This is a genomic window from Streptomyces sp. NPDC037273, assembly GCF_055603625.1.
The window spans coordinates 213,416-234,758 of the sequence record NZ_JBVJVO010000009.1 but is presented as its reverse complement, the minus strand read 5'-3'; the positions used below and the strand labels follow the sequence as shown (position 1 = coordinate 234,758).

Annotated in this window: 21 protein-coding genes; 12 read left to right on the top strand and 9 right to left on the bottom strand. The window is 73.2% G+C overall.

Annotated features, from left to right (window positions below; genetic code table 11):
* The first annotated feature begins 56 nt into the window (after positions 1-56).
* The 3 genes from ACZ7G1_RS24525 (at position 57) to ACZ7G1_RS24515 (ending at position 5,542) form a co-directional block, all read left to right on the top strand.
* Positions 57-3,542, top strand: coding sequence for a DNA polymerase III subunit alpha (locus ACZ7G1_RS24525; protein WP_470875516.1), 3,486 nt, complete (start codon positions 57-59; stop codon positions 3,540-3,542).
* Positions 3,539-4,498, top strand: coding sequence for a DNA polymerase Y family protein (locus ACZ7G1_RS24520; RefSeq protein WP_470875518.1), 960 nt, complete (start codon positions 3,539-3,541; stop codon positions 4,496-4,498). The genes ACZ7G1_RS24525 and ACZ7G1_RS24520 overlap by 4 nt, the downstream gene beginning before the upstream one ends.
* Positions 4,499-4,672: 174 nt before the next feature.
* Positions 4,673-5,542, top strand: a complete 870-nt coding sequence (locus ACZ7G1_RS24515; protein WP_470875520.1) for an esterase/lipase family protein — start codon at positions 4,673-4,675, stop codon at positions 5,540-5,542.
* Here the strand turns inward: ACZ7G1_RS24515 and ACZ7G1_RS24510 are convergent.
* Complete coding sequence (locus tag ACZ7G1_RS24510; RefSeq protein WP_470875522.1) at positions 5,539-6,486, bottom strand: lytic polysaccharide monooxygenase auxiliary activity family 9 protein; 948 nt, start codon at positions 6,484-6,486, stop codon at positions 5,539-5,541. The genes ACZ7G1_RS24515 and ACZ7G1_RS24510 overlap by 4 nt on opposite strands.
* Positions 6,487-6,634: 148 nt before the next feature.
* Here ACZ7G1_RS24510 and ACZ7G1_RS24505 point away from each other — a divergent pair, with 148 nt between their 5' ends.
* Positions 6,635-7,252, top strand: a complete 618-nt coding sequence (locus ACZ7G1_RS24505) for a hypothetical protein (protein ID WP_470875524.1) — start codon at positions 6,635-6,637, stop codon at positions 7,250-7,252.
* Positions 7,253-7,263: 11 nt separating this feature from the next.
* Here ACZ7G1_RS24505 and ACZ7G1_RS24500 read toward each other — a convergent pair whose 3' ends face one another.
* Complete coding sequence (locus ACZ7G1_RS24500) at positions 7,264-7,932, bottom strand: response regulator (RefSeq protein ID WP_470875525.1); 669 nt, start codon at positions 7,930-7,932, stop codon at positions 7,264-7,266.
* Positions 7,933-8,062: 130 nt separating this feature from the next.
* Here ACZ7G1_RS24500 and ACZ7G1_RS24495 point away from each other — a divergent pair, with 130 nt between their 5' ends.
* The 4 genes from ACZ7G1_RS24495 to ACZ7G1_RS24480 all read left to right on the top strand — a co-directional run bounded on the left by ACZ7G1_RS24495 (position 8,063) and on the right by ACZ7G1_RS24480 (position 11,573).
* Entirely contained in the window at positions 8,063-9,046 is a 984-nt protein-coding gene (locus tag ACZ7G1_RS24495; protein WP_470875526.1) for a Bug family tripartite tricarboxylate transporter substrate binding protein, read from the top strand.
* Positions 9,043-9,537, top strand: coding sequence for a tripartite tricarboxylate transporter TctB family protein (locus ACZ7G1_RS24490; protein WP_470875528.1), 495 nt, complete (start codon positions 9,043-9,045; stop codon positions 9,535-9,537). Before ACZ7G1_RS24495 ends, ACZ7G1_RS24490 begins: the two co-directional genes overlap by 4 nt.
* 3 nt (positions 9,538-9,540) lie before the next feature.
* Positions 9,541-11,031: a tripartite tricarboxylate transporter permease gene (locus tag ACZ7G1_RS24485; RefSeq protein WP_470875530.1), complete on the top strand. Its 1,491-nt coding sequence runs from the start codon at positions 9,541-9,543 to the stop codon at positions 11,029-11,031.
* Positions 11,032-11,156: 125 nt separating this feature from the next.
* Positions 11,157-11,573, top strand: a complete 417-nt coding sequence (locus ACZ7G1_RS24480; RefSeq protein WP_470875532.1) for a DUF6299 family protein — start codon at positions 11,157-11,159, stop codon at positions 11,571-11,573.
* 33 nt (positions 11,574-11,606) lie between these two features.
* On the opposite strand, the gene ACZ7G1_RS24475 is transcribed toward ACZ7G1_RS24480, so the two are convergent.
* Positions 11,607-12,086, bottom strand: coding sequence for a ribonuclease FAU-1 family protein (locus tag ACZ7G1_RS24475; RefSeq protein WP_470875533.1), 480 nt, complete (start codon positions 12,084-12,086; stop codon positions 11,607-11,609).
* On the bottom strand, positions 12,067-12,990 hold the full coding sequence (locus ACZ7G1_RS24470) for a GNAT family N-acetyltransferase (RefSeq protein WP_470875535.1): 924 nt from the start codon (positions 12,988-12,990) through the stop codon (positions 12,067-12,069). Before ACZ7G1_RS24470 ends, ACZ7G1_RS24475 begins: the two co-directional genes overlap by 20 nt.
* Before the next feature lie 74 nt (positions 12,991-13,064).
* Between ACZ7G1_RS24470 and ACZ7G1_RS24465 the strand changes: the two genes are divergently transcribed.
* Positions 13,065-13,439, top strand: coding sequence for a GntR family transcriptional regulator (locus ACZ7G1_RS24465; RefSeq protein WP_470875537.1), 375 nt, complete (start codon positions 13,065-13,067; stop codon positions 13,437-13,439).
* A gap of 89 nt (positions 13,440-13,528) precedes the next feature.
* Here the strand turns inward: ACZ7G1_RS24465 and ACZ7G1_RS24460 are convergent, their stop codons facing one another.
* Positions 13,529-14,647 (bottom strand): DUF5925 domain-containing protein, encoded by a 1,119-nt coding sequence (locus tag ACZ7G1_RS24460; RefSeq protein ID WP_470875539.1) that lies wholly within the window; start codon positions 14,645-14,647, stop codon positions 13,529-13,531.
* 168 nt (positions 14,648-14,815) lie between these two features.
* Between ACZ7G1_RS24460 and ACZ7G1_RS24455 the strand changes: the two genes are divergently transcribed.
* Positions 14,816-15,622, top strand: coding sequence for an SGNH/GDSL hydrolase family protein (locus tag ACZ7G1_RS24455; RefSeq protein WP_470875541.1), 807 nt, complete (start codon positions 14,816-14,818; stop codon positions 15,620-15,622).
* Here ACZ7G1_RS24455 and ACZ7G1_RS24450 read toward each other — a convergent pair.
* The gene (locus ACZ7G1_RS24450; RefSeq protein WP_470875542.1) at positions 15,606-16,697 is read right to left on the bottom strand and encodes a serine/threonine-protein kinase; all 1,092 of its coding nucleotides are present in this window, start codon (positions 16,695-16,697) and stop codon (positions 15,606-15,608) included. The genes ACZ7G1_RS24455 and ACZ7G1_RS24450 overlap by 17 nt on opposite strands.
* A 312-nt stretch (positions 16,698-17,009) precedes the next feature.
* Between ACZ7G1_RS24450 and ACZ7G1_RS24445 the strand changes: the two genes are divergently transcribed.
* Positions 17,010-17,282 (top strand): hypothetical protein, encoded by a 273-nt coding sequence (locus ACZ7G1_RS24445; RefSeq protein WP_470875543.1) that lies wholly within the window; start codon positions 17,010-17,012, stop codon positions 17,280-17,282.
* Positions 17,283-17,564: 282 nt separating this feature from the next.
* Here ACZ7G1_RS24445 and ACZ7G1_RS24440 read toward each other — a convergent pair whose 3' ends face one another.
* From ACZ7G1_RS24440 to ACZ7G1_RS24430, 3 genes are all read right to left on the bottom strand, one after another.
* Positions 17,565-18,761 (bottom strand): CaiB/BaiF CoA transferase family protein, encoded by a 1,197-nt coding sequence (locus tag ACZ7G1_RS24440; protein WP_470875545.1) that lies wholly within the window; start codon positions 18,759-18,761, stop codon positions 17,565-17,567.
* Positions 18,762-18,845: 84 nt separating this feature from the next.
* Positions 18,846-19,622 (bottom strand): ABC transporter permease, encoded by a 777-nt coding sequence (locus ACZ7G1_RS24435; protein WP_470875546.1) that lies wholly within the window; start codon positions 19,620-19,622, stop codon positions 18,846-18,848.
* Positions 19,619-20,557: an ATP-binding cassette domain-containing protein gene (locus ACZ7G1_RS24430; RefSeq protein WP_470875548.1), complete on the bottom strand. Its 939-nt coding sequence runs from the start codon at positions 20,555-20,557 to the stop codon at positions 19,619-19,621. The genes ACZ7G1_RS24435 and ACZ7G1_RS24430 overlap by 4 nt, the downstream gene beginning before the upstream one ends.
* A 63-nt stretch (positions 20,558-20,620) precedes the next feature.
* Here ACZ7G1_RS24430 and ACZ7G1_RS24425 point away from each other — a divergent pair, with 63 nt between their 5' ends.
* Positions 20,621-21,340 carry a TetR/AcrR family transcriptional regulator gene (locus ACZ7G1_RS24425; RefSeq protein ID WP_470875550.1) on the top strand — a complete coding sequence of 240 codons (720 nt, stop codon included), beginning with the start codon at positions 20,621-20,623 and terminating at the stop codon, positions 21,338-21,340.
* The last annotated feature ends 3 nt before the right edge of the window (positions 21,341-21,343 follow it).

Here is a 21,343-nt window from a genome sequence, read left to right as displayed (position 1 = left end):
TTCAGGGGGTGGGAACGTACGTACGAATTCGATGCGGGAGAGGCGGGAGGCGCGCCATGCCGGGATTCACGCACCTGCACACCGCGTCGGGCTTCTCCCTGCGCTACGGCGCCTCGCACCCCGAACGGCTGGCCGCACGCGCCGCCGAGCGGAACATGGACGCCCTCGCCCTGACCGACCGCGACACCCTCGCCGGCGCCGTCCGCTTCGCCAAGGCCTGCGCGAGGGAAGGCGTCCGCCCGCTCTTCGGCGTGGACCTCGCCTACCGCGCACCGGAGGAGGGGGAAGGGACGGGAAGCGGCGGGGCCGGCCAGGGCTCCACCCGGCGGGTGCCCGTACGCGGCGGGGCCTTCGTCGACGAGTCCGCACCCCGCGCCCTCTTCCTCGCCCGCTCCCGCGCCGGCTGGGCCTCGCTCTGCGCGATGGTCACCGCCGCCCACACCGGGGGAGGGGACCGCCCCCTGCTGCCCCCGCACGGCCTGGCCGACGAGGGCCTGACCGTGCTCCTCGGCCCCGACTCCGACGTCGGCCGCGCCCTCGCCGCCGGCCGCCCCGACCGGGCCGCCCGGCTGCTCGCCCCCTGGCGCGAGCGGTACGGCGACGCGCTGCGCCTGGCCGCCGTCCACCACGGGCGCCCCGGCGCCGGCCCCGGCTCGCTGCGGCTCGCCGCCCGTACCGTCGGCTTCGCCGCCGAGCAGGGCGTCCGCCCCGTCCTCACCAACGCCGTCCGCTACGCCGACCCCGGCCAGGGGCCCGTCGCCGACGTCCTCGACTCCGCCCGCCGGCTCGTCCCCGTCGACCCCCGCAAGGAACTCGACAGCGGCGAGGCCTGGCTCAAAGGGCTGGAGAACACCAAGGGCGCCAAGGGCTCAGGGGGAGCCGAAGGGATGCTGGCCGCCGCCGAGCGGATCGTCGAGGCCGCCGGCTTCCGCCGGGACGCCGCCCACCGGCTCCTCGCGCAGACCGCGGCCGTCGCCGCCGACTGCCTCGTCGACCCCGAGGACGACCTCGGCATCGGCTCCGCGCACTTCCCGGAGCCGTACCTCGTCGGCGCCGAGCACCGCACCGCCCAGCGCGTCCTCGCCTCCCGGGCCGCCGCCGGGATGATCCTCAAGGGGTACGAGAAGCGGCGCGCCTACTGGGACCGGATGCACCACGAGCTGGACATCATCGCCCACCACGGCTTCGCCACCTACTTCCTGACGGTCGCCCAGGTCGTCGACGACGTACGGGACATGGGCATCCGGGTCGCCGCCCGCGGCTCGGGCGCCGGCTCCCTCGTCAACCACCTCCTCGGCATCGCCCACGCCGACCCGGTCGAGCACGGCCTGCTCATGGAGCGCTTCCTCTCCAAACGCCGCACCGCCCTGCCCGACATCGACATCGACGTGGAGTCCGCCCGCCGCCTGGAGGTCTACCGGGCGATCATCGGCCGCTTCGGCACCGAACGGGTCGCCACCGTCGCCATGCCCGAGACCTACCGGGTCCGCCACGCCGTACGGGACGTCGGCGCCGCCCTCTCCATGGACCCGGCCGAGATCGACCGGATCGCCAAGGCCTTCCCGCACATCCGCGCCCGGGACGCCCTCGCCGCCCTCGACGAACTGCCCGAACTGCGCGAACTCGCGGGCGAACGCGAGAAGTTCGGACGCCTCTGGGAGCTGGTCGAAGCCCTCGACGCGCTGCCCCGCGGCACCGCCATGCACCCCTGCGGGGTCCTGCTCTCGGACGCCTCGCTGCTCACCCGTACCCCCGTGGTCCCCACCAGCGGCGAGGGGTTCCCCATGTCCCAGTTCGACAAGGACGACGTGGAGGAGCTCGGGCTGCTCAAACTCGACGTCCTCGGCGTGCGGATGCAGTCCGCGATGGCCCACGCCGTCGCCGAGGTCGAGCGCGCCACCGGCACCCGGCCGGACATCGACGCGGTCCCGGAGGGCGACCCCGAGACGTACCGCCTCATCCGCTCCACCGAGACCCTCGGCTGCTTCCAGATCGAGTCGCCGGGCCAGCGCGACCTGGTCGGCCGGCTCCAGCCCGCCACCTTCCACGACCTCGTCGTCGACATCTCGCTCTTCCGGCCGGGCCCGGTCGCCGCCGACATGGTCCGCCCCTTCATCGAGGCCCGGCACGGCCGCGCCCCCGTCCGCTACCCGCACCCCGACCTGGAGGAGACGCTGAAGGAGACGTACGGCGTGGTCGTCTTCCACGAGCAGATCATCGAGATCGTCCGGATCATGACCGGCTGCGACCGGGCCGAGGCCGACCAGGTCCGGCGCGGGCTCTCCGACCCCGGCTCGCAGGGCCGGATCGAGGCCTGGTTCGCCCATGCGGCGGCGGAGCGGGGTTACGCCCCCGAGGTCGTCGCCCGCACCTGGGAGATCGTGGCGGCCTTCGGTTCGTACGGCTTCTGCAAGGCGCACGCGGTGGCCTTCGCCGTGCCGACCTACCAGTCGGCCTGGCTCAAGGCGCACCACCCGGCCGCCTTCTACGCCGGGCTGCTCACCCACGACCCCGGCATGTACCCCAAACGGCTGCTGCTCGCGGACGCCCGCAGGCGCGGGGTGCCCGTGCTGCCGCTCGATGTGAACCGGTCGGCGGTCGCCCACCGGATCGAACTGGTGTCCGATGAGCCCGTGCGGTGGGGACTCCGGCTCGGCCTCACCGACGTCCACGGCATCAGCGAGGCCGAAAGCGGCCGGATCGAAGCCGGACAGCCCTACGCCTCCCTGCTCGACTTCTGGGAACGGGCCCGCCCCCGCACCCCCGTCGCCGAACGGCTCGCCCAGGTCGGCGCCCTCGACGCCTTCGGCGCCAACCGCCGCGACCTGCTGCTCCACCTCACCGAACTCCGCCGCATCCAGCGCGGAGCCGCCTCCCACGGCGGCCAACTCCCCTTCGCCCAGGGCGGGAAGACCGCCCCCGTCGGCCTCCCCGACCTCGACGAGACCGAACGCCTCAGCGCCGAACTCGGCATCCTCGGCATGGACGCCTCCCGCCACCTCATGAGCGACCACCACGCCTTCCTCCGCGAACTCGGCGTCGTCACCGCCCAGCGGCTGCGCTCCGCCGCGCACGGCCAGACCGTCCTCGTCGCCGGCGCCAAGGCCGCCACCCAGACCCCGCCCATCCGCTCCGGCAAACGCGTCATCTTCAGCACCCTCGACGACGGCACCGGCCTCGTCGACCTCGCCTTCTTCGACGACGCCCACGAAGCCTGCGCCCACACCGTCTTCCACTCCTGGCTCCTCCTGGTCAGGGGCGTCGTGCAGCGGCGCGGCCCGCGCAGCCTCAGCGTCGTCGGCTCCGCCGCCTGGAACCTCGCCGAACTGACCGAACTACGGGCCTCCGGCGGCCTGGAAGCGGTGGGAGAACGACTGGCCGCCTCCACGCCGGCCACCGGGGGGAACACCGACCCCGGCCGCCGGATCACGATGCCCACCGGCTACGAGATGAACCCCTGGGCCGACCTCAGACCGGCCGGGGAAGGCGCCGCCACACCGGCGCGGAAACTCTGGCACAGCAGCCCGGGGAGCGCGGGATGATCCTCTGTGTACGGTTCCGGCTGGAACCCGCCGGTGAAGCGGTACTGCCCCGACTGGTGGACCTGCTCGGCGAGTTCACCCCCGTCGTCGAAGCGGCCCCGCCCTGCGAGGCACTCGCCGACATGACCGGCGCGCTGCGCTACTTCGGCCGCGGCCCGGCCGAACTCGCCGCGATCATCCGGGTCCGCGCGCTCGCCCTCCACGGTGTCGACTGCGTCATCGGCGCCGGACCCAACCCGATGCTGGCCCGGATGGCGGCCCGCGACGCCCGGCCCGGCGTCACCCTCGTCGTCGACGACCCGGCGGCCTTCCTGCGGGACCGCCCCGTCACCCTGCTCGACGGCGTCGGCCGCGCCACCGCCCGCACCCTCTGCGGCTACGGACTCGACTCCGTCGGCCGCGTCGCGGACGCCCCGCTCGCCGTGCTCCAGCGGCTCGTCGGCGCGAAGACCGGCCGCGAGCTGTGGGAACGCGCCCAGGGCATCGACCGCACCCCCGTCGTCCCGAACGCCGCCGCCCGGTCGGCGGCCGCCGAGCGCTCCTTCCCGCACGACGAGACCGACCGGCCGGCGCAGCGCAGGGCCCTCCTCTCGCTCGCCACCGAGCTCGGCGCCCGGCTCCGCGCCGAAGGACAGGTGTGCCGCTCGCTCGCGGTCACCGTGCGGTACGCGGACCGGACCACGACCACCCGGAGCCGTACCCTGCCCGAACCCACCGCCCACTCGGCCGCGCTCACCGCCCTCGCGTACGCCCTCCACGACTCCCTCGGCCTCCAGCGGGCCCGGGTCCGGGGCATCGCGCTCCGCGCCGAGGGCCTGACGGACGCCGAAGGGGCCGCCCACCAGCTGTCCTTCGACCCGGCGGACGAGAAGGCCCGGCGGATCGAGGCGGTCGCCGACCGGGCACGGGCGAGGTTCGGCCCGAACGCGATCCTGCCGGGCTCACTGGCGGCCTGATCGCGCCTCCGTGACGACACATCACTTTTTACCGACGCGTAACTTCCCAGCCGAGGCTACCGGTGCGTAGCTTGGCTGAAGCGCGACCATACCCATCGCGCCATCCCCACTTGTGGTCCGGACCGCAGGGCACAGCACCCCCACCTTCCCCTTGAGCCGCAAGGAGATCGCCCGATGCTGTCCGCGAAGTCCTGGAAGCGCACGGTCAGAGCGCTGTCCGTCCTGCTCCTGACCGCCGCCGCCACCCTCGCCCCCACCGCCGCCGCCCAGGCGGGCACCGCCCCCAGCCGCGGCTGGAACGACTTCTCCTGCAAGCCCTCCGCCGAACACCCGCGCCCCGTCGTCCTCGTCCACGGCACCTTCGGCAACTCCATCGACAACTGGCTGGCCCTCGCGCCCTACCTGGTCAACCGGGGCTACTGCGTCTTCTCGCTCGACTACGGCCAACTGCCCGGCGTCCCCCTCTTCAACGGGCTCGGCCCCATCGCCGCCTCCGCCGGACAGCTCGACACCTACGTCGACCGGGTCCTCGCCGCCACCGGCGCCCCCGAAGCCGACCTCGTCGGACACTCGCAGGGCGGCATGATGCCCCGCTGGTACCTCAAGTTCCTCGGCGGCGCCGAGAAGGTGAACACGCTCGTCGGCATCGCCCCCGACAACCACGGCACCACCCTGCTCGGCCTCACCAAGCTCCTGCCGTACTTCCCCGGCGCCGAGGACGTCATCAGCTCCACGACCCCGGGCCTCGCCGACCAGATCGCCGGCTCCGCCTTCATCACCAAGCTCAACGAAGGCGGCGACACCGTCCCCGGCGTCCGCTACCACGTCATCGCCAGCCAGTACGACGAGGTCGTCACCCCCTACCGCTCCCAGTTCCTGAGCGGCCCGAACGTCACCAACGTCCTCATCCAGGACAAGTGCGCCCTCGACCTCTCCGAGCACGTGGCCATCGGCACCGTGGACCGGGTCACCTTCCACGAGGTCGCCAACGCCCTCGACCCGGCCCACGCCACCCCCACCACCTGTCTCTCGGTGATCGGCTAGCCCCGGGCCCGGCGCCGCCTGCTCGCCGCCCCGAACAGCACCACCGCACCCGCAGCCAGCGCCGCCGCACCCCCCACCGCCAGATACGAGGTGCTCCCGTCCCCGCCCGTCTCCGCCAGCTCCACCCCGGAACCCGAACCGGCGGCGGGAACGGGCGCGTTCGCCGACTCACCGGCGGCGGGCGCGGTGGTGGCGGGGGCGGGGGCGGTGGTGGCCGGCGCGGTCGTCGCGTGCCCGGAGTGCTGGGAATGCCCTCCTGCGGACGCGCCGGACGCCGGGGCGCTCGGCGCCGGGACCGGAGCCGTACCCCCGCCGTCCTGCCCGAACACCACGTCGGAGCAGGTGTAGAACGCCTCGGGGGAGTCCGAGCGCTGCCAGATCGAGTAGACGAGGTGGCGCCCGGACTTCTTCGGCACGGTCCCCTGGAACACGTAGTCGCCGTCCCGCATCCCCGGGTCGGTCACCGTCACGAACGGCCGCTCCTCCAGGTCCGACCACTTCAGCGGCTTCGACGGGTCGTACCCGTCCTTCGTCACGTACAGCGCGAACGACCCCTTGTGCGGCGCCGTCCCCTTGTAACGGAACGTGTGCGCACCGGACTTCATCGCACTCGTCGGCCAGTCGGCCCGCGCCAGGTCGAGCCCGCGGTACTTCTCGTTCCCCGCGCTGCACAGCTTCCCGTCCGGGATCAACTGCCGGTGCCGCCCCGCCGCGTCCCCGATGTTCACCCCGTTCCAGTCGTAGAACGCCTGCGCCCCACTCGCCCCCACCGCCGCCTTGCACGCCGCCGACCTCGGCGCCTCCGGCCCCTCCGCATAACAGGCCGCCACCCTGCTCACCGGATCCGTCATCGACCCGTGCGCGAACGCCCCGGGCGCGGCGGCGACACCGGACAGGACGAGAGTCGCGGTGAGAGCGGCCGTGGTCGTACGGCGAGAGGTCATGGAACACTCCTTCATGAGGGTGGTGTGGGGGGGATGCCCAGCAAACTAGCCCCGGAGGAAGCCCGCATGACGGCCTTTAGGGCGGCGTTAAGGCGCAGGTAAGAGGCGACTGAGGAACAGCGCCCTGAACCGCGGAGAAAGGGGCCGGATGGCCGACGACACCCCCGTCTTCCCCGAGGGCCTGCGGGCGCTCCCGAGGAGCTGGGGCCACTGGCCCGACGAGGAGACGCCCGAACGGTGGGCGCTCGTCCGCGGCGTCCTGGAGGCCGGACTGCCGCCCGCCCGGCTGGACACGCCGGAGCCGCGCGACTACCCGGACCTCAAGTTCTTCGCCGACGACGAGGATCCGTCGGACGACTGGTTCTGCCACGAGATCCTGCGCGAGAAGGTGAAGGACCTGCCCCGCCTCACCGTCGGGCAGCTGACCGAGGTCGAGGCCGCTTGTGCCGCCGACGGCCTGGACACCACTGACTTCCGCGAGGGCCGCTGGACGTGGCGGATCGCCGGATTCGTCGTCGAACCGGCCCTGTACTGGTGCGGCATCGCCGACGACCTCGACGCCCTCGATCCCTGGTTCCCCGAGCTGGCCGCGCTCTACATCCGGCGGCGGATGGCCGTCGAACAGGCCACCCTGGCCCTCGTCGTCGTCCGCGCGCTCCCGTCCGCCCGCGCCGCCCTCGTCTCCCTGGCCGAGGACACGTCCATCGACGCGGATGCCCGCGACGCGATCCGCAGGGCCCTCCGCGAGGACGCGGCCGGTTCCTGAGCGGGCCTGACCTACCCCAGGCGTCGGTAGCGGCGTTCCGGGCGGCCGGTGCCGCCGTAGCGGAGGGTCACTTCGGCGCGGCCGGTGGAGGCGAAGTACTCGAGGTAGCGGCGGGCGCTGACGCGGGAGAGGGAGCCGGCCTGGGCGCATTCGGTGGCGGAGAGGCCGTCGGGGTGGGCGCGGAGGACGGAGTCGACGAGGTCGGCGGTGTGGGCGGCGAGGCCCTTGGGGAGTTCGCGGGAGCCGCGGGGGCGGGTGCCGAAGATCTGGTCGACGTCCTCCTGGCGGGCCTCGTCGAGCTCGTCGAGGCGGGTGCGGAGGGAGGCGACGTGGCGGAGCTGTTCGTGCAGGGCGGCCTGGGTGAACGGCTTGATGAGGTAGTGCAGGGCGCCGGCGCGGAGGGCCGAGCGGATGGTGCCGACGTCCCGGGCGGCGGTGATGAAGAGCGCGTCCATGCCCAGACCGGCGGCCCGCAGCTCCCGCAGCACGCGGACGCCGTCCATGTCGGGCAGGAAGACGTCGAGCAGCACCAGGTCGGGGCGGAGCCGTTCGGCGGCGCGCAGGGCCTCGGCGCCGCTGTGCGCGACGCCGGCCACGCGGAAGCCGGGCACGGCCGACACATAGCGGCAGTGCAGCTTGGCGACCATGAAGTCGTCGTCCACCACCAGCACATTCGTCACGCCGACACGCTAGGTCCCGACCACAACGACCACAACGTCCGTTGATTGCGGAAGAGAGACAGCTTCTTCACGTACCGGCAACATGTGGGCCACCTCACACCCCCATCCCTCTACCTGAGAGGCGGCTCCCGTGCGGTTGCGCACCCCCTTCGCCCTCCTCGGGGCGGCGCTGCTCGTGCTGGTGGGTCCCCCGCTGCTCAGTCCCGGCAGCGGCTCCGACACCGGCACACAGATACCCGGCCTGCGTTTCATGGTCCCCAACACGCCCGGCGGCGGCTACGACATCACCGCCCGCACCGCGGCGAAGAACGCCGAGGAGGCGGGCCTCACCGGCGACATCGAGGTCTTCAACCTGCCCGGCGCGGGCGGCACCGTCGGCCTCACCCGGCTCGTCGGCGAGCGCGGCAACGGCCGCCTCGCGATGTCCATGGGCCTCGGCGTCGTCGGCGCCGTCCACACCAACAAGACGCCGAGGACCCTCGCCGACACCACCCCGATCGCCCGGCTCACCGAGGAGCAGGACATCGTCGTGGTCGGAAAGGACTCCCCGTACAAGACCGTCCAGGAGCTGCTCGCCGCCTGGAAGAAGGACCCCGGCAAGCTGCCCGTCGGCGGCGGCTCCTCGCCCGGCGGTCCCGACCACCTCGCTCCGATGCTGATGGCGCAGGCCGCCGGGATCGCCCCGAAGGACGTCAACTACGTGCCGTTCGACGGCGGCGGTGAGCTCCTCGCCTCCATCCTCGGGAACAAGGTCGGCTTCGGAGTCTCCGGGGTCGGCGAGTACCTCGACCAGATCAAGGCGGGGGAGCTGCGGCTGCTCGCCGTCACCGGACCGAAGCGGGTCCCCGGCCTCGACGCCCCCACGCTCCGCGAGGCGGGCCTCGACACCGAGTTCACCAACTGGCGCGGCGTCGTCGCCCCGCCCGGCCTCTCCGACGCCGAGCGCGACAAGCTCGTCGGCCTGGTGACGAAGCTGCACGACTCCCCGCAGTGGCGCGAGTCGCTGAAGACCCACGGCTGGAACGACGCCTTCCTGCCCGGCGAGGAGTTCGGCACCTTCCTCACCGAGCAGGACCGGCGGGTCGGTTCCGTCCTCAAGGAGTTGGGACTGTGAAGGCTCTGTTGCGCGGGAGGTCCGAACTCGGCGTCGGCGCCCTCCTGTTCCTCCTCGGGATCCTCGTCCTCACCGACGCCCTCACCCTCGACGCCGACGTCACGGGCCGCGGCCCCGTCGGCCCCGCCACCGTCCCCCTCGTCGTCGGCGGCGGCCTGCTGCTCGTCGCCGTGCTCCTCACCGTCGACGTGCTGCGCGGTGGCCGCGGCGAGTCCGAGACCGGCGAGGACGTCGACCTGACCGAGCCCGCCGACTGGCGCACGGTCCTGCTCCTCGCCGGGGTCTTCCTCGCGTTCGCCGTCCTCATCGGCCCCGTCGGCTTCCCCGTCGCCGGCGCCCTGCTCTTCTGGGGCGCGGCCTACGCCCTCGGCAGCCGCCACCTCACCCGCGACCCGCTGATCGCGGCCGGCCTCTCGCTCCTCACCTACGCCGTCTTCGACCAGCTGCTCGGCGTCCCGCTGCCCGGCGGCCCGCTGATGGGAGTGATCTGACCCATGGATTCCCTGAACTCCCTCATCGACGGCTTCGGGACCGCCCTCACCCCGATGAACCTGCTGTGGGCGGCGATCGGCGTGCTCCTCGGCACCGCCATCGGCGTCCTGCCCGGCATCGGACCCGCGATGGCGGTCGCCCTGCTCCTGCCGGTGACGTACGGACTGGAACCGACCGGCGCGTTCATCATGTTCGCGGGCATCTACTACGGCGCCATGTTCGGCGGCTCCACCACCTCGATCCTGCTCAACACCCCGGGCGAGAGCGCCGCCGTCGTCGCGGCCATCGAGGGCAACCCGATGGCCAAGGCGGGACGCGGCGCCCAGGCCCTCGCGGCCGCCGCCATCGGCCACTTCGCCGGCGGCATGATCGGCACGATCCTGCTCGTCGTCCTCGCCCCGACCGTCGCCGCGCTCGCCGTCGACATCGGCGCCCCCGACTACCTCGCGCTCATGGTCCTCGCCTTCATCGCGGTGACCTCGGTCCTCGGCTCGTCCCGCATCCGCGGCCTCGCCTCCCTCCTCATCGGGCTGACGATCGGCCTGGTCGGCCTCGACCAGATGACCGGGCAGCAGCGCCTCACCTTCGGCTCGCTCCAGCTCGCCGACGGCGTCGACGTCGTCATCGTCGCGGTCGGCCTCTTCGCCATCGGCGAGGCCCTCTGGGTCGCCGCGCACCTGCGCCGCACGGCCGGCGAGGCCATCCCCGTCGGCAGGCCCTGGCTGGGCCGGGACGACGTGAGGCGCACCTGGAAGTCCTGGCTGCGCGGACCCCTGATCGGCTTCCCGTTCGGCGCGATCCCGGCCGGCGGCGCGGAGATCCCGACCTTCCTCTCGTACGTCACGGAGAAGCGCCTCTCGAAGCACAAGGAGCAGTTCGGCAAGGGCGCCATCGAGGGCGTCGCCGGACCGGAGTCGGCGGCCTCGGCCTCCGCCGCGGGCACGCTCGTCTCCATGCTGACGCTCGGCCTGCCGACGACGGCCGTCGCCGCGGTGATGCTGGCCGCGTTCCAGCAGTACGGCATCCAGCCGGGCCCGCTGCTCTTCGAGCGGGAACCGGAGCTGGTCTGGGGCCTGATCGCCTCGCTGTTCGTCGGCATGGTGCTGCTGCTCGCGCTCAACCTGCCGCTCGCGCCCGTCTGGGCCAAGCTGCTGCGGATCCCGCGCCCGTACCTCTACGCCGGCATCCTGTTCTTCGCCGCCGTCGGCGCGTACGCGGTGGGCGGCGAGGCGCTCGACCTGGTCGTCCTGCTGGTCATCGGGCTGCTCGGGCTCGGGATGCGGCGCTACGGCCTGCCGGTGCTGCCGGCCGTCATCGGGGTGATCCTCGGCCCGGCCGCCGAGCAGCAGCTGCGCCGCGCGCTCCAGATCAGCGACGGATCGCTGACGGGCCTGGTGAACACACCGTTCTCGATCACGGTGTACGCGGTCGTGGTGCTCCTGCTCGCCTGGCCGCTGGTGCGGAAGGCGACCGCCCGGCGCACCCCGCACTGACCGTACGACGGTATGCGCGCCCGCTGTCCAACTCGCCCCCGATGGGGTGAGTTTCGGACAGCGGGCGGCTTGATCCGGTATCCCTGGCGGGCAGCACCACCCCCACACCCCGAAGGGATCCCCTCATGCGCGTCCGCATCGCCCTCGCCGCGGCGGCCCTGCTCGCCGCCGCCGTCGCCCCGCTCGCCCACGCGGAAGGCGCCGACGGCCTCTCCGTCGACGCGCACGGCATCGTCGCCGCCGACAGCACGGTGACCCTGTCCGGCACGTACACCTGTCTCGACGACAGCGCGGGCCCCGTCTTCGTCAGCTCCACCCTCGTCCAGGGGAGCCGGTCCGCCGGGATCGGCGGCACCCGGGCCGTCTGCGACGGGCGCGTCCACGAGTGGGTCAACACCTCCGTCGTGAAGGAGCCCGCCTACCAGCCGGGCGCCGCCCACGTCCGCGCCACCCTCATGCAGCTCACCACCGGCGAGACGGGCCTGCCCACCCCCGGCTTCCTCGCCGCCGACTCCTCGGACGTGGAGCTGCACGAAGGCTGAGCCCGAGGAAAGCCGAGCCGCACCACGGCGAGCTCAGTGCAGCAGGGCGATCAGGCCCTCGCGGCCGAGCAGTTCGAGCTCGTCGAGGGCGACGACCGCGCGGGCCGCCGCCTCCGGGTCGGAGGCGGTGAGGCCGCTCGCCGCGAACTCGTCCTCGTCGAGCCGCAGCACCTCGCTGCCGTCCGCCGACACCCACAGGTCCAGGTCGAGGTCCTCGACCACCACCCCGGCGCCGTCGATCACGGCCGGACGGGTGATGTCGCAGTACCAGCCCTTGAGGGAACCGTCGGCGGACCACACCTCCTTGACCGTGAACCAGCGGTCGCGCCAGTAGTGCTCCACGAAGACGTCACCCGGCTCGAACCGCACGAAGCCGAAGTCCCGTACGCCCTCGGCCGCCCACGGTGCACGCACCGAAAGACGTACGCCGTCCTCCGCGAGCACCTCGGCCGGGTAGCGGATCTTCGTCCGGCCCGCCTTCGTCAGGGTGACCTCAACCGATCGTCCGGACATGCCGCACCTCCCGTGCCGCGACCTCGTAACCGAACCACTTGTTGATCGCCAGCATCGGCTCGTTGCCGGTGTCGTTCCCGGTGAACGCCTCCGTACAGCCGGCCGCGCGGGCCAGGTGCAGCGAGGCGTTCTTGGCGAGCTTGGCGAGACCGCGGCCCCGGAAGGCGGGCGAGGTGCCCGTCATCCCCGAGCTGTACCGGCCGAGACCGTCGGTCTGCGCCGCGCTGAACGCGGCCGGGACGCTGTCCACCACCGCGACCGTCGTCAGCCCCCGGTCGAACAGCGGGTGCTCCCAGGTGGTCGCCAGCCAGTGCGCGTAGTCGTCCAGCTCCATCCCCACGTCGCCAGGCTCGTCGGCGGTCGTCAGCGCGTCCAGCTCGAAGAGCGGCCGCGGGTCGGCGGCGAAGTCCGCGGCCGTGCGCAGCTCGACACCGGCCGGCGGCGCCTGGAGCGGGGGCAGCTCCGCGCCGGCGAGGTCGAGCCGGAGGAAGTACGCGGAGCGTCGGGAGGAGTAGCCGCGGCGCTCGGCCCAGGCGAGGTTCTCCGGGGCGTCCAGGACCCAGCTGTACAGGGTCCGGGCGCCGTGCTCGGCGAGATGCTCCTCGGCGGTGCGCAGCAGCAGGGTGCCGGCGCCCCGCCCCAAGTACGCGGGGTCCACGTACACGTTCACGGAGCCGATGCCCGGCTCCGGGGCGTCGTGGGCGATCCGCAGCTGGACGGTCCCGATGACCTCACCCTCCTCGGTCACCGCCACCAGCGGACGCTCGTGGGCCGCGGGGTGGGCGTGCGCCCAGTCGAACGCGGCCTGCTCGGCGGTGGCCAGCATGAAGGGGAGAGCGGCACGGCGGACCCGGGCGAAGCCCTCGGCGTCCTCGGGCGTCACATCACGGACGATCACAGTCATGTGGTCGGACGCTACGGGCCGGGGGTGCGCCGCCGCCTCCCATTTTCCGGTGGGGTGGGGGCAGAATCGGCGGGGTGACACTCACCATCGCCGTGGACCACGAATCCACCACCGCTCCCTACGAACAGCTGCGTGCCCAGATCTCGGAGCGGGCCCGGTCGGGCAGACTGCCGGTCGGATACAAGCTGCCGACGGTACGAGGGCTCGCGGAACAGCTGGGCCTGGCGGCGAACACGGTCGCCAAGGCGTACAAGGCACTGGAGTCGGACGGGGTGATCGAGACGCGCGGGCGTCACGGCACCTTCGTCGCCGCCGCCGGGGACGCGGCGACCCGCCGGGCCGCCTCCGCCGCCGCGCAGTTCGCCGAGGAGGCCCGCCGCCTCGGTCTCAGCCGCGAGGCGGCCGAGGCGGCGCTCAGCGAAGCGCTGCGCGCCGCCTACGACGACTGAGAAGACGACCGAGAAGACGACCGAGAAGAAGACTGACGATGACTGACGACGACTGAGACGAGGACACCGAGGCAGGGCCTTCAGGGGCTCTAGAGGTACAGCCCCGCCCCCGCCGTGCGGGGTTCCGGGAAGTCCGCGGGGGGCGTGCCGCGGCGCAGCGCGAACAGCTCCGCCAGCGTCGCGCCCTCGCGCGGCACGTCCTCCTCGCGGCCGAGCCAGGCCACCGACTCGGCCCGGGTCAGCGGCCCGACCTCGATCCGGGCCAGGCAGCGGCCGGGCCGGACGACGGCCGGGTGGAGCCGCTCCAGGTCCTCGTTGGTGGTGACGCCGACGAGGACGTTGCGCCCCTGGCCGAGCAGGCCGTCCGTCAGGTTGAGCAGCCGTGACAGGGCCTGGCCCGCCGTGTGCTTCGCCTCGCCCCGGATCAGCTCGTCGCAGTCCTCAAGGAGCAGCAGCCGCCAGCGTCCCTTCGCCGTGCCCTCGTCCTCGCCGATGGCGATGTCCATCAGATAGCCGACGTCGTTGAAGAGCCGCTCCGGATCGAGGACGCAGTCCACCTGGCACCAGTCGCGCCAGGACCTGGCGAGCGTGCGCAGCGCGGACGTCTTGCCGGTGCCGGGCGGGCCGTGCAGGAGCAGGAGCCGGCCGGCGATGGACTCGGGGGTCACCTTCATCAGGCGGTCCATGGACTCGGCGACCGGCGCCGAGTAGTTGGGCCTGACCTCGTCCCAGGTGCCGGCGCTGATCTGGCGGGTGGTGCGGTGCGGGCCGCGCCGGGGGGACACGTACCAGAACCCCATCGTCACGTTCTCGGGCTGCGGTTCGGGCTCGTCCTTCGCGCCGTCGGTGGCCTCCTTGAGGATCCGCTCGGCGAGTTCGGGGTCGGCGGCGGTCACGGTGACGTCCGCGCCGCGGTTCCAGCGGGAGACCAGCAGCGTCCAGCCCTCGCCCTCGGCGAGCAGGGCGCTGCGGTCGTCGTCCTTCGCGGCCCGCAGCACCCGGGCGCCCGCCGGGAGGAGCGTCGCCTCGGGCTTGACCCGGTCCACGGTGGTGCTGTGCGAGTGGGGCTGCTCGCCGGTCGCGAAGCGGCCGAGGAACAGCGCGTCGACGACGTCCGAGGGGGAGTCGCTGTCGTCGAGGTTGAGCCGGATCGGCAGCGACCGCTGCGGCTCGGACGGTGCTGGTGGGGTGTCAGCCATGGCGCCCATGATCCGGCAACCGGGCATTCCGTGCACCGTGTTTTGAACGGGACGTTCTCCCCGCCCGGTGACGGAGGATCAGCCCCTCTCGACTCCCATTTTTGACATGAACACTTCCGGCGCAAGCGTTCCGATGCTACTACCTGGTAACGCAGAGACCCTGCTACAGGAGGTCACATGAGACTGTCCAGATTCACCGCACTCTCGTCCTCGCTCCTGCTCGGTGCCGTCCTCGCCCTCACCGGGGCGAGCGCCGCACAGGCCGCCGAGACCGCCGCACTCGACTACGTGGCCCTGGGGGACTCGTACTCCTCCGGTGTCGGCGCCGGGAGTTACGACAGCGCCAGCGGTGACTGCAAGCGCTCCACGAAGGCCTACCCCGTGCTGTGGAAGAACGCGAACGCCCCCTCTTCGTTCGCCTTCACCGCCTGCTCGGGCGCCCGAACGGGTGATGTGACCGCCAATCAACTCGGCCCCCTCTCCGCCGCCACCGACCTGGTGTCGATCACGATCGGGGGAAATGACGCCGGCTTCGCCGACGTCATGACCACCTGCGTACTCCAGTCCGAGTCCACCTGCATCAGCCGCGTGAACCAGGCCAAGAGCTACGTGGACACCACGCTTCCCGGCAAGCTCGACTCCGTATACAACGCCATCAGGGGCAAGGCGCCCTCCGCCCGCGTCGTCGTCCTCGGCTACCCGCGCTTCTACCAGCTGAGCGGCAGCTGTGTCGCCGGCCTCAGCGAAGGCGAGCGCGCCGCCATCAACGGCGCCTCCGACTACCTGAACGCGGCCGTCGCCAAGCGCGCCGCCGACCACGGCTTCGCCTTCGCCAGCGTCGTCCCGGCCTTCACCGGACACGAGATCTGCTCCGGCTCCGCCTGGCTCCACAGCGTCAACTGGCTCAACATCGGCGAGTCCTACCACCCGACCGCCTCCGGCCAGTCCGGCGGCTACCTGCCCTCCTTCAGGGGCGCGGTGTAACCGGGCCCTCGCCCGTACCCGTGGCACCGGGACTGGCCGGAGCGGTGCTCGTCACCCCCGCCGGCCCAGGCCCGGTGCCCTCCCCGTCCCCCCGCACCGCCTGATACACCAGCACCCCCGCGATCAACAGCGCGCCCACGAGCCCGGCGACGAGAACCGGACCCCGGCGGGGGCCGGTTCTCGTCGCCGGGCCCTCGGAACGGGGGCCCGGCCCGGAGGTGCCGTCAGGTCCGCGGCCGCCCGGTCGGCGCGTCGGCTCGCCGCCCGGTTCACCACTCGACTCACGGCTCGACTCGCGACCGGACTCGCGACCCGGCTCCTGGGCAGGTGAACCGCCGCTCCTCGTACGCCTCTTGGCGTCCGGCCCGCTCGCCGCGCCACCGGGCGTGGGCGGCCCGGACGCCCGCCCGGCCAGTCGCCGCAGCTCCGCCTCGACGTGGTCCGCCTTCGGGTCCTCGCCCTGCAGCTCCTCGATCAGGGAGGCCAGGGGTCCGGTCGGGGCCCCGCCCGTCATGGTGGCGAGCAGGGATCCGAGCGAGCGCGCGTCGGCCGCGCGGGCGGACGTGCCGGTGGGGCCGGAGGAGTCCGTGGGGCCGGCGGCCGGGTCGGTGCCGAAGCCCGTGACGACGGCACGGCCGTCGTTGCCGAGGAGTACGTGGTCCGGGGTCACGCCCCGGTGGGGGACGCCCGCCTCGCGGGCGGCACGGAGGGCGCCGAGGACGTCGAGGGCGACGCGGGCGGCCTCGCGCGGCGGGAGGGGGCCGTCGGCTTCAAGGGTCTCGGCGAGGGTGAGGCCGCGGACGAGATCCATGACGACCCAGGGGCGGCCGTCCTCGGTGGCGACGCCGTGGACCTTCACCACCGCGGGGTGGGAGAGCCGCGCCGCCGCCCGCGCCTCGCGCTCGCGGCGCGCGTACAGGAGGGGGATGTCGTCGGCGGGCACGCCGTCCGGGAGCCGGAGCTCCTTGAGCGCGACCTCGCGCCTGCTCGTCTCGTCCAGGGCGCGCCAGACGGTGCCCGTCGCCCCCTCGGCCAGGACGTCCAGAAGCCGGTAACGACCCGCGATCACCGTCATGGATCCACGGTAGCCCGAGGGGTGCCCTCCTGCCCCCGGTCCGGCGGCGGGAACCCTCCGACGATCTTGGTGTCGGAGATCACACCGGCCCGCGCGTCCGCCGGGGTGGGTCGGGAGTGCAGGATGGTTCGTGACGGTTCGGCAGGTGTTCGAGCGCTGTCCAACTCGCCCTGGAATCAGACGTATTCGGACAGTGATCGTCAACCCCCGTACGAGTGCGGTGAATCCCGCCGCCGGGATACACGCGTGTCACGGTGGGGCGATAGGGTTAACCTGCCCGGGCCGGGTGCCCTTGTACGGGTGGGGAGTGACATGGAACAGATAGCAATGCGCAGCAGGCCGCGTGTGCCTGCCATCACCTGCGGGAGCAGCGCGACCAGTTCGCGGCTCGACCGCCATCTCGCGGTGCTCGGCGGCCCCGCCGTGCCCCAGCGAGAGGTGGCCGAGGCGACGCTGCTGATGCGCGAACTGACGACGCGTACGCACGAGGCGCCGGTGCACGGTCACCGCAGCCGCAGCGCACGGGTCTCGCTCTTCGCCCCGCTCCGCCGACTGCGCCGCTCGCTCTTCGGCGCCCGCCGCTAGCGACCCCGGGCCGCCCGTACGGCCCCGACTGCGACCCCGCCGGACGTGTCCCCGCCCGTCCGGCGTTCAGTCATGTCCGAAGCCGCCCCGTGCCGCCGGCCTTCAGGCGTTCAGTCGTGTCCGGAGCCATCCCGTGCCGCCGGCCTTCAGGCGTTCAGTCATGTCCGGAGCCATGCCGTGCCCCCGCCCTCGTGGCCGGGCGTCGACGCGGCGCCGGGCCGGCCTCCGCTCGGCTTCCGCTCGGCTTCCGCCCGACTCCCGCTCGGCTTCCGCTCGGCTCCGTCAGGCGATCACGCCCTCGCTCCGCAGCTCCTTCCGTTCCCGCTCCGGCACCCCGAGCTCGCCGAGTACGGCGTCCGTGTCCTGGCCGAGGGCCGGGATGCGGTCCATGCGCGGCTCAGGTGCGTGGGGGAAGACGATCGGGGGGAGCAGCGAGCGGAGCGGGCCGACCGGTGACCCGACCTCCCGCCAGCGGTCGCGGGCCGTCAGCTGGGGGTGGTCGGCGAGCTCGGCGACCGAGTTGAGGCGGGCGCAGGCGATGCCGGCCGCGTCGAGCTGGGCCAGTGCCTCGGCGGTGGTGAGCGGGGCCAGCGCCGCCGCGACGACCGCGTCCGTCGCCGCGCGTCCCGCCACCCGTGCCGTGTTGGTCGCGAAGGCCGGGTCGTCGGCGAGACCGGGCCGGCCGATGACCTGGTCGGCGAGCCGCCGCCATTCGCGGTCGTTCTGCACGGAGAGCAGCACCAGGCCCCCGTCGGCCGTCGGGTAGGCGTCGTAGGGGGCGATGACCGCGTGGGCGAGCCCGGTGCGGGCCGGGGCGGCGCCTCCGTGCGACCCGTGGTGCAGCGGGTGCCCCATCCACTCGGCGAGCGAGTCGAGCAGGGAGATCTCCACCGGGCCGCCCCGGCCGGTCGTGCCGCGCCGGACCAGGGCGGCGAGGACGCCCGAGAAGGCGTACATCCCGGCCGCGATGTCGGCGGCGGGGATGCCGGACTTGACGGGCTGCTCCGGGGTGCCGGTGACCGACACCAGGCCCGCCTCGCACTGGACGAGCATGTCGTAGGCCCGCTTGTGCGCGTACGGTCCCGTCGACCCGTATCCGGAGACGTCCACGGCGATCAGCCACGGGTGGGCGGCGCAGAGGGTGGCGGCGTCGAGCCCGAGGCGGGCCGCGGCGCCCTGGGCGAGGTTCTGCACGAAGACGTCGGCGCCGGCCACCATCCGCCGGACGAGAGCGAGGCCGCGGGGGTCCTTGAGGTCGACCGCCACGGACTCCTTGCCCCGGTTGCACCACACGAAGTGGGAGGCGAGGCCGCGGGCCGCCGTGTCGTAACCCCGGGCGAAGTCCCCGCCGTCGGGACGCTCGATCTTGACGACGCGGGCCCCGAGGTCGGCGAGCTGCCGGGTGGCGAAGGGGGCGGCGACGGCCTGTTCGACGGCGACGACCGTGACCCCTTCGAGGGGGAGTGGCTGGGTGCTCATGACAGCCCTGCCTACCCTGCCGGGGCGGCTCCTGTCATCAGGGGCTGTGTCACGCCGGTGCCGGCCGCCCGCCGGACGAAGCCGTCAGCGGGCCGCGTACCTGCGGACCGCGAGCGGGGCGAAGACGGCGATCAGGCCGAGGGACCAGAGCAGCGATCCGGCGACCGGGTGGGCGACGGGCCAGGCCGCGTCGACGGGGACGGGCGCGTTGCCGAAGAGGTGGCGGACCGCCGTGGTGACCGCCGAGATCGGGTTCCATTCGGCGATCGTCCGCAGCCAGCCGGGCATGCCGGCGGTCGGGATGTACGCGTTCGAGAGCAGCGGCAGCATGAAGGTGGCGCTGCCCAGCTGGCCCGCCGCCTCCTCGCTCCGGGAGGCCAGGCCGAGGAGGATGCCGACCCAGGTGGTCGCGAAGCGGAAGAGCAGCAGCAGGCCGAAGGCGCCGAGCGCCTGCGGGAGGGTGCCCTCGACGCGCCAGCCCATGGCGAGCCCGACGAGGATCAGCGGGACCGTGCCGGCCGCGCTCGCGAGCAGGTCGGCGAGCGCCTGGCCCAGGGGGACGGCGGACCGGCTGATGGGGAGGGTCCTGAAGCGGTCCATGACGCCCCGGTGGGAGTCCTGCGCGGCCTGGAACATGCCGGTCATGAGGCCGCCCGCCGCGGTCGCGACCAGCATGCCGGGCACCAGGAAGGCGCGGTACTCGGCGCCGGGCGTGGCGAGCGCGCTGCCGAAGACGTATCCGAAGAAGAGCAGGAAGACGATCGGCATCGTCTGCGTCATGACGGTGATCGCGGGCGCGTGCCTGATCCGCCGGAGGTGGCGGCCGAGGACGGCGGTCCCGTCGTGGGCGAGGGCACTCATGCGACGAGCTCCTTCGGGTCGGTGAGGCGCAGGAACACCTCGTCGAGGGTGGGCGGACGCAGCGAGGCGTCGACGATGTGGACCCCGGCGGCGTCGACCGCGCGGACGATCCGGGGGAGGGTGAGCGTGGTGTCCGTGGTGACCGCGCCGACCGTGCGCCGCTCGGCGTCCAGGACGGGGGCCGAGCCGGTCAGCCGATCGAGGACGGCCGCGGCCGCTTCGAGGGAGGAGGGGTCGGCGACGACGACCTCGGCGTAGCTGCCGACGAGCGCCTTGAGTTCGGCCGGGGTGCCGTGCTGCGCGGCCCGCCCCTCGTCGATCAGCACGATGTCGTCGGCGAGCTGGTCGGCCTCCTCCAGGTACTGGGTGGTGAGCAGCACGGTGGTGCCGTCGGACGCCAACTCCCTTACGGCGTCCCAGATCTCGTTGCGGCTGTGCGGGTCGAGGCCGGTCGTCGGCTCGTCGAGGAACAGGACCCGCGGCGGTACGAGCAGGCTGGCGGCCAGGTCGAGGCGGCGCCGCATGCCGCCGGAGTAGGTGCGGGCGGGCCGGTCGGCGGCGGCGGTCAGGCCGAACCGCTCCAGGAGCTCGTCGGCGCGGGAGCGCGGGGCGCGGAGCAGGCGGGCGAAGAGGCGCAGGTTCTCGGCGCCGGTGAGGTCTCCGTCGACGGAGGCGTACTGCCCGGTGACGGCGATCCGCTTCCGTACCCCGGCCGGGTCGCGGACCACGTCGTGCCCGGCGACCCGGGCGCTGCCCGCGTCGGGTGCGACGAGGGTGGTGAGGACGCGGACCGCCGTGGTCTTTCCGGCGCCATTGGGGCCGAGGACGCCGCAGACGGTGCCCTCGGGGACGGCGAGGTCGAGGCCGCGGAGGGCGTGGACCTCGCCGTATCGCTTCTGCAGACCCTCACTAAGTACAGCGTACGTAGTTGTCATGAGGCGACCATAGCTCACTACGTACGGTGTACGTAACTACGATGGTGAGCGAGGTGATGATCGATGGCGGGCCGAGCGGCCGAACCGGAAGTGATCTGGGCGCGCCCCGAGCGCACGGGCCGCGGCCCGAAACCGGCGTACAGCCGGCGGGACGTCGTGGCGGCGGCCGTCCGCATCGCCGACGCAGACGGCGTCGACGCGGTCTCCATGCGCCGCGTCGCCGCCGAACTCGGCTGCGGCACCATGTCGCTCTACAACTACGTCCCCCGCAAGGAGGACCTCTACGAGCTGATGGTCGACGCGGTCAGCGGCGAGTACGAACTCGACGGCGAACCCACCGGCGACTGGCGCGCCGACATGACCGCCATCGCCCACCAGAGCCGCGCGATCATGTACCGGCACCCCTGGCTCCCCCGGGTGATGACCACCGCCTACGGCTTCAGCCCCAACGCCCTGCGCTTCCTCGAATGGTGCCTCGGCTGCCTCACGCCCCTGGACGTCCCCGCCGGGCTGAAGATGCAGCTCATCGCCATGGTGAACGGCACCGTCATGGCGACCGTCGCCAACGAACAGGCCATCGCCGAACGGGCCCGCGGACTGCCCTGGTCCGAGGCGGAGGAACAGGCGGTGCGCGGCGCCTACCTCATGGGACAGTTGGCGAGCGGACGCTACCCGCACCTCGCCGGACTGTTCGCCGAAGCCCCGGCCGCCCCCGTCGACGCCGACGAGATCTTCGCCATGACCATCGCCCGCCTCCTGGAGTCGTTCGCCCCGGCCGCGTAGTCG

What these genes read in the sequence shown, in the direction of transcription:
- ACZ7G1_RS24475 (WP_470875533.1), bottom strand. Translation starts at nt 12,086, where the DNA reads ATGTCCGGACGATCGGTTGAGGTCACCCTGACGAAGGCGGGCCGGACG.
- ACZ7G1_RS24525 (WP_470875516.1), top strand. Translation starts at nt 57, where the DNA reads ATGCCGGGATTCACGCACCTGCACACCGCGTCGGGCTTCTCCCTGCGC.
- ACZ7G1_RS24445 (WP_470875543.1), top strand. Translation starts at nt 17,010, where the DNA reads ATGGAACAGATAGCAATGCGCAGCAGGCCGCGTGTGCCTGCCATCACC.
- ACZ7G1_RS24485 (WP_470875530.1), top strand. Translation starts at nt 9,541, where the DNA reads ATGGATTCCCTGAACTCCCTCATCGACGGCTTCGGGACCGCCCTCACC.
- ACZ7G1_RS24425 (WP_470875550.1), top strand. Translation starts at nt 20,621, where the DNA reads ATGGCGGGCCGAGCGGCCGAACCGGAAGTGATCTGGGCGCGCCCCGAG.
- ACZ7G1_RS24520 (WP_470875518.1), top strand. Translation starts at nt 3,539, where the DNA reads ATGATCCTCTGTGTACGGTTCCGGCTGGAACCCGCCGGTGAAGCGGTA.
- ACZ7G1_RS24470 (WP_470875535.1), bottom strand. Translation starts at nt 12,990, where the DNA reads ATGACTGTGATCGTCCGTGATGTGACGCCCGAGGACGCCGAGGGCTTC.
- ACZ7G1_RS24450 (WP_470875542.1), bottom strand. Translation starts at nt 16,697, where the DNA reads ATGACGGTGATCGCGGGTCGTTACCGGCTTCTGGACGTCCTGGCCGAG.
- ACZ7G1_RS24440 (WP_470875545.1), bottom strand. Translation starts at nt 18,761, where the DNA reads ATGAGCACCCAGCCACTCCCCCTCGAAGGGGTCACGGTCGTCGCCGTC.
- ACZ7G1_RS24515 (WP_470875520.1), top strand. Translation starts at nt 4,673, where the DNA reads ATGCTGTCCGCGAAGTCCTGGAAGCGCACGGTCAGAGCGCTGTCCGTC.
- ACZ7G1_RS24430 (WP_470875548.1), bottom strand. Translation starts at nt 20,557, where the DNA reads ATGACAACTACGTACGCTGTACTTAGTGAGGGTCTGCAGAAGCGATAC.
- ACZ7G1_RS24510 (WP_470875522.1), bottom strand. Translation starts at nt 6,486, where the DNA reads ATGACCTCTCGCCGTACGACCACGGCCGCTCTCACCGCGACTCTCGTC.
- ACZ7G1_RS24435 (WP_470875546.1), bottom strand. Translation starts at nt 19,622, where the DNA reads ATGAGTGCCCTCGCCCACGACGGGACCGCCGTCCTCGGCCGCCACCTC.
- ACZ7G1_RS24455 (WP_470875541.1), top strand. Translation starts at nt 14,816, where the DNA reads ATGAGACTGTCCAGATTCACCGCACTCTCGTCCTCGCTCCTGCTCGGT.
- ACZ7G1_RS24460 (WP_470875539.1), bottom strand. Translation starts at nt 14,647, where the DNA reads ATGGGCGCCATGGCTGACACCCCACCAGCACCGTCCGAGCCGCAGCGG.
- ACZ7G1_RS24480 (WP_470875532.1), top strand. Translation starts at nt 11,157, where the DNA reads ATGCGCGTCCGCATCGCCCTCGCCGCGGCGGCCCTGCTCGCCGCCGCC.
- ACZ7G1_RS24505 (WP_470875524.1), top strand. Translation starts at nt 6,635, where the DNA reads ATGGCCGACGACACCCCCGTCTTCCCCGAGGGCCTGCGGGCGCTCCCG.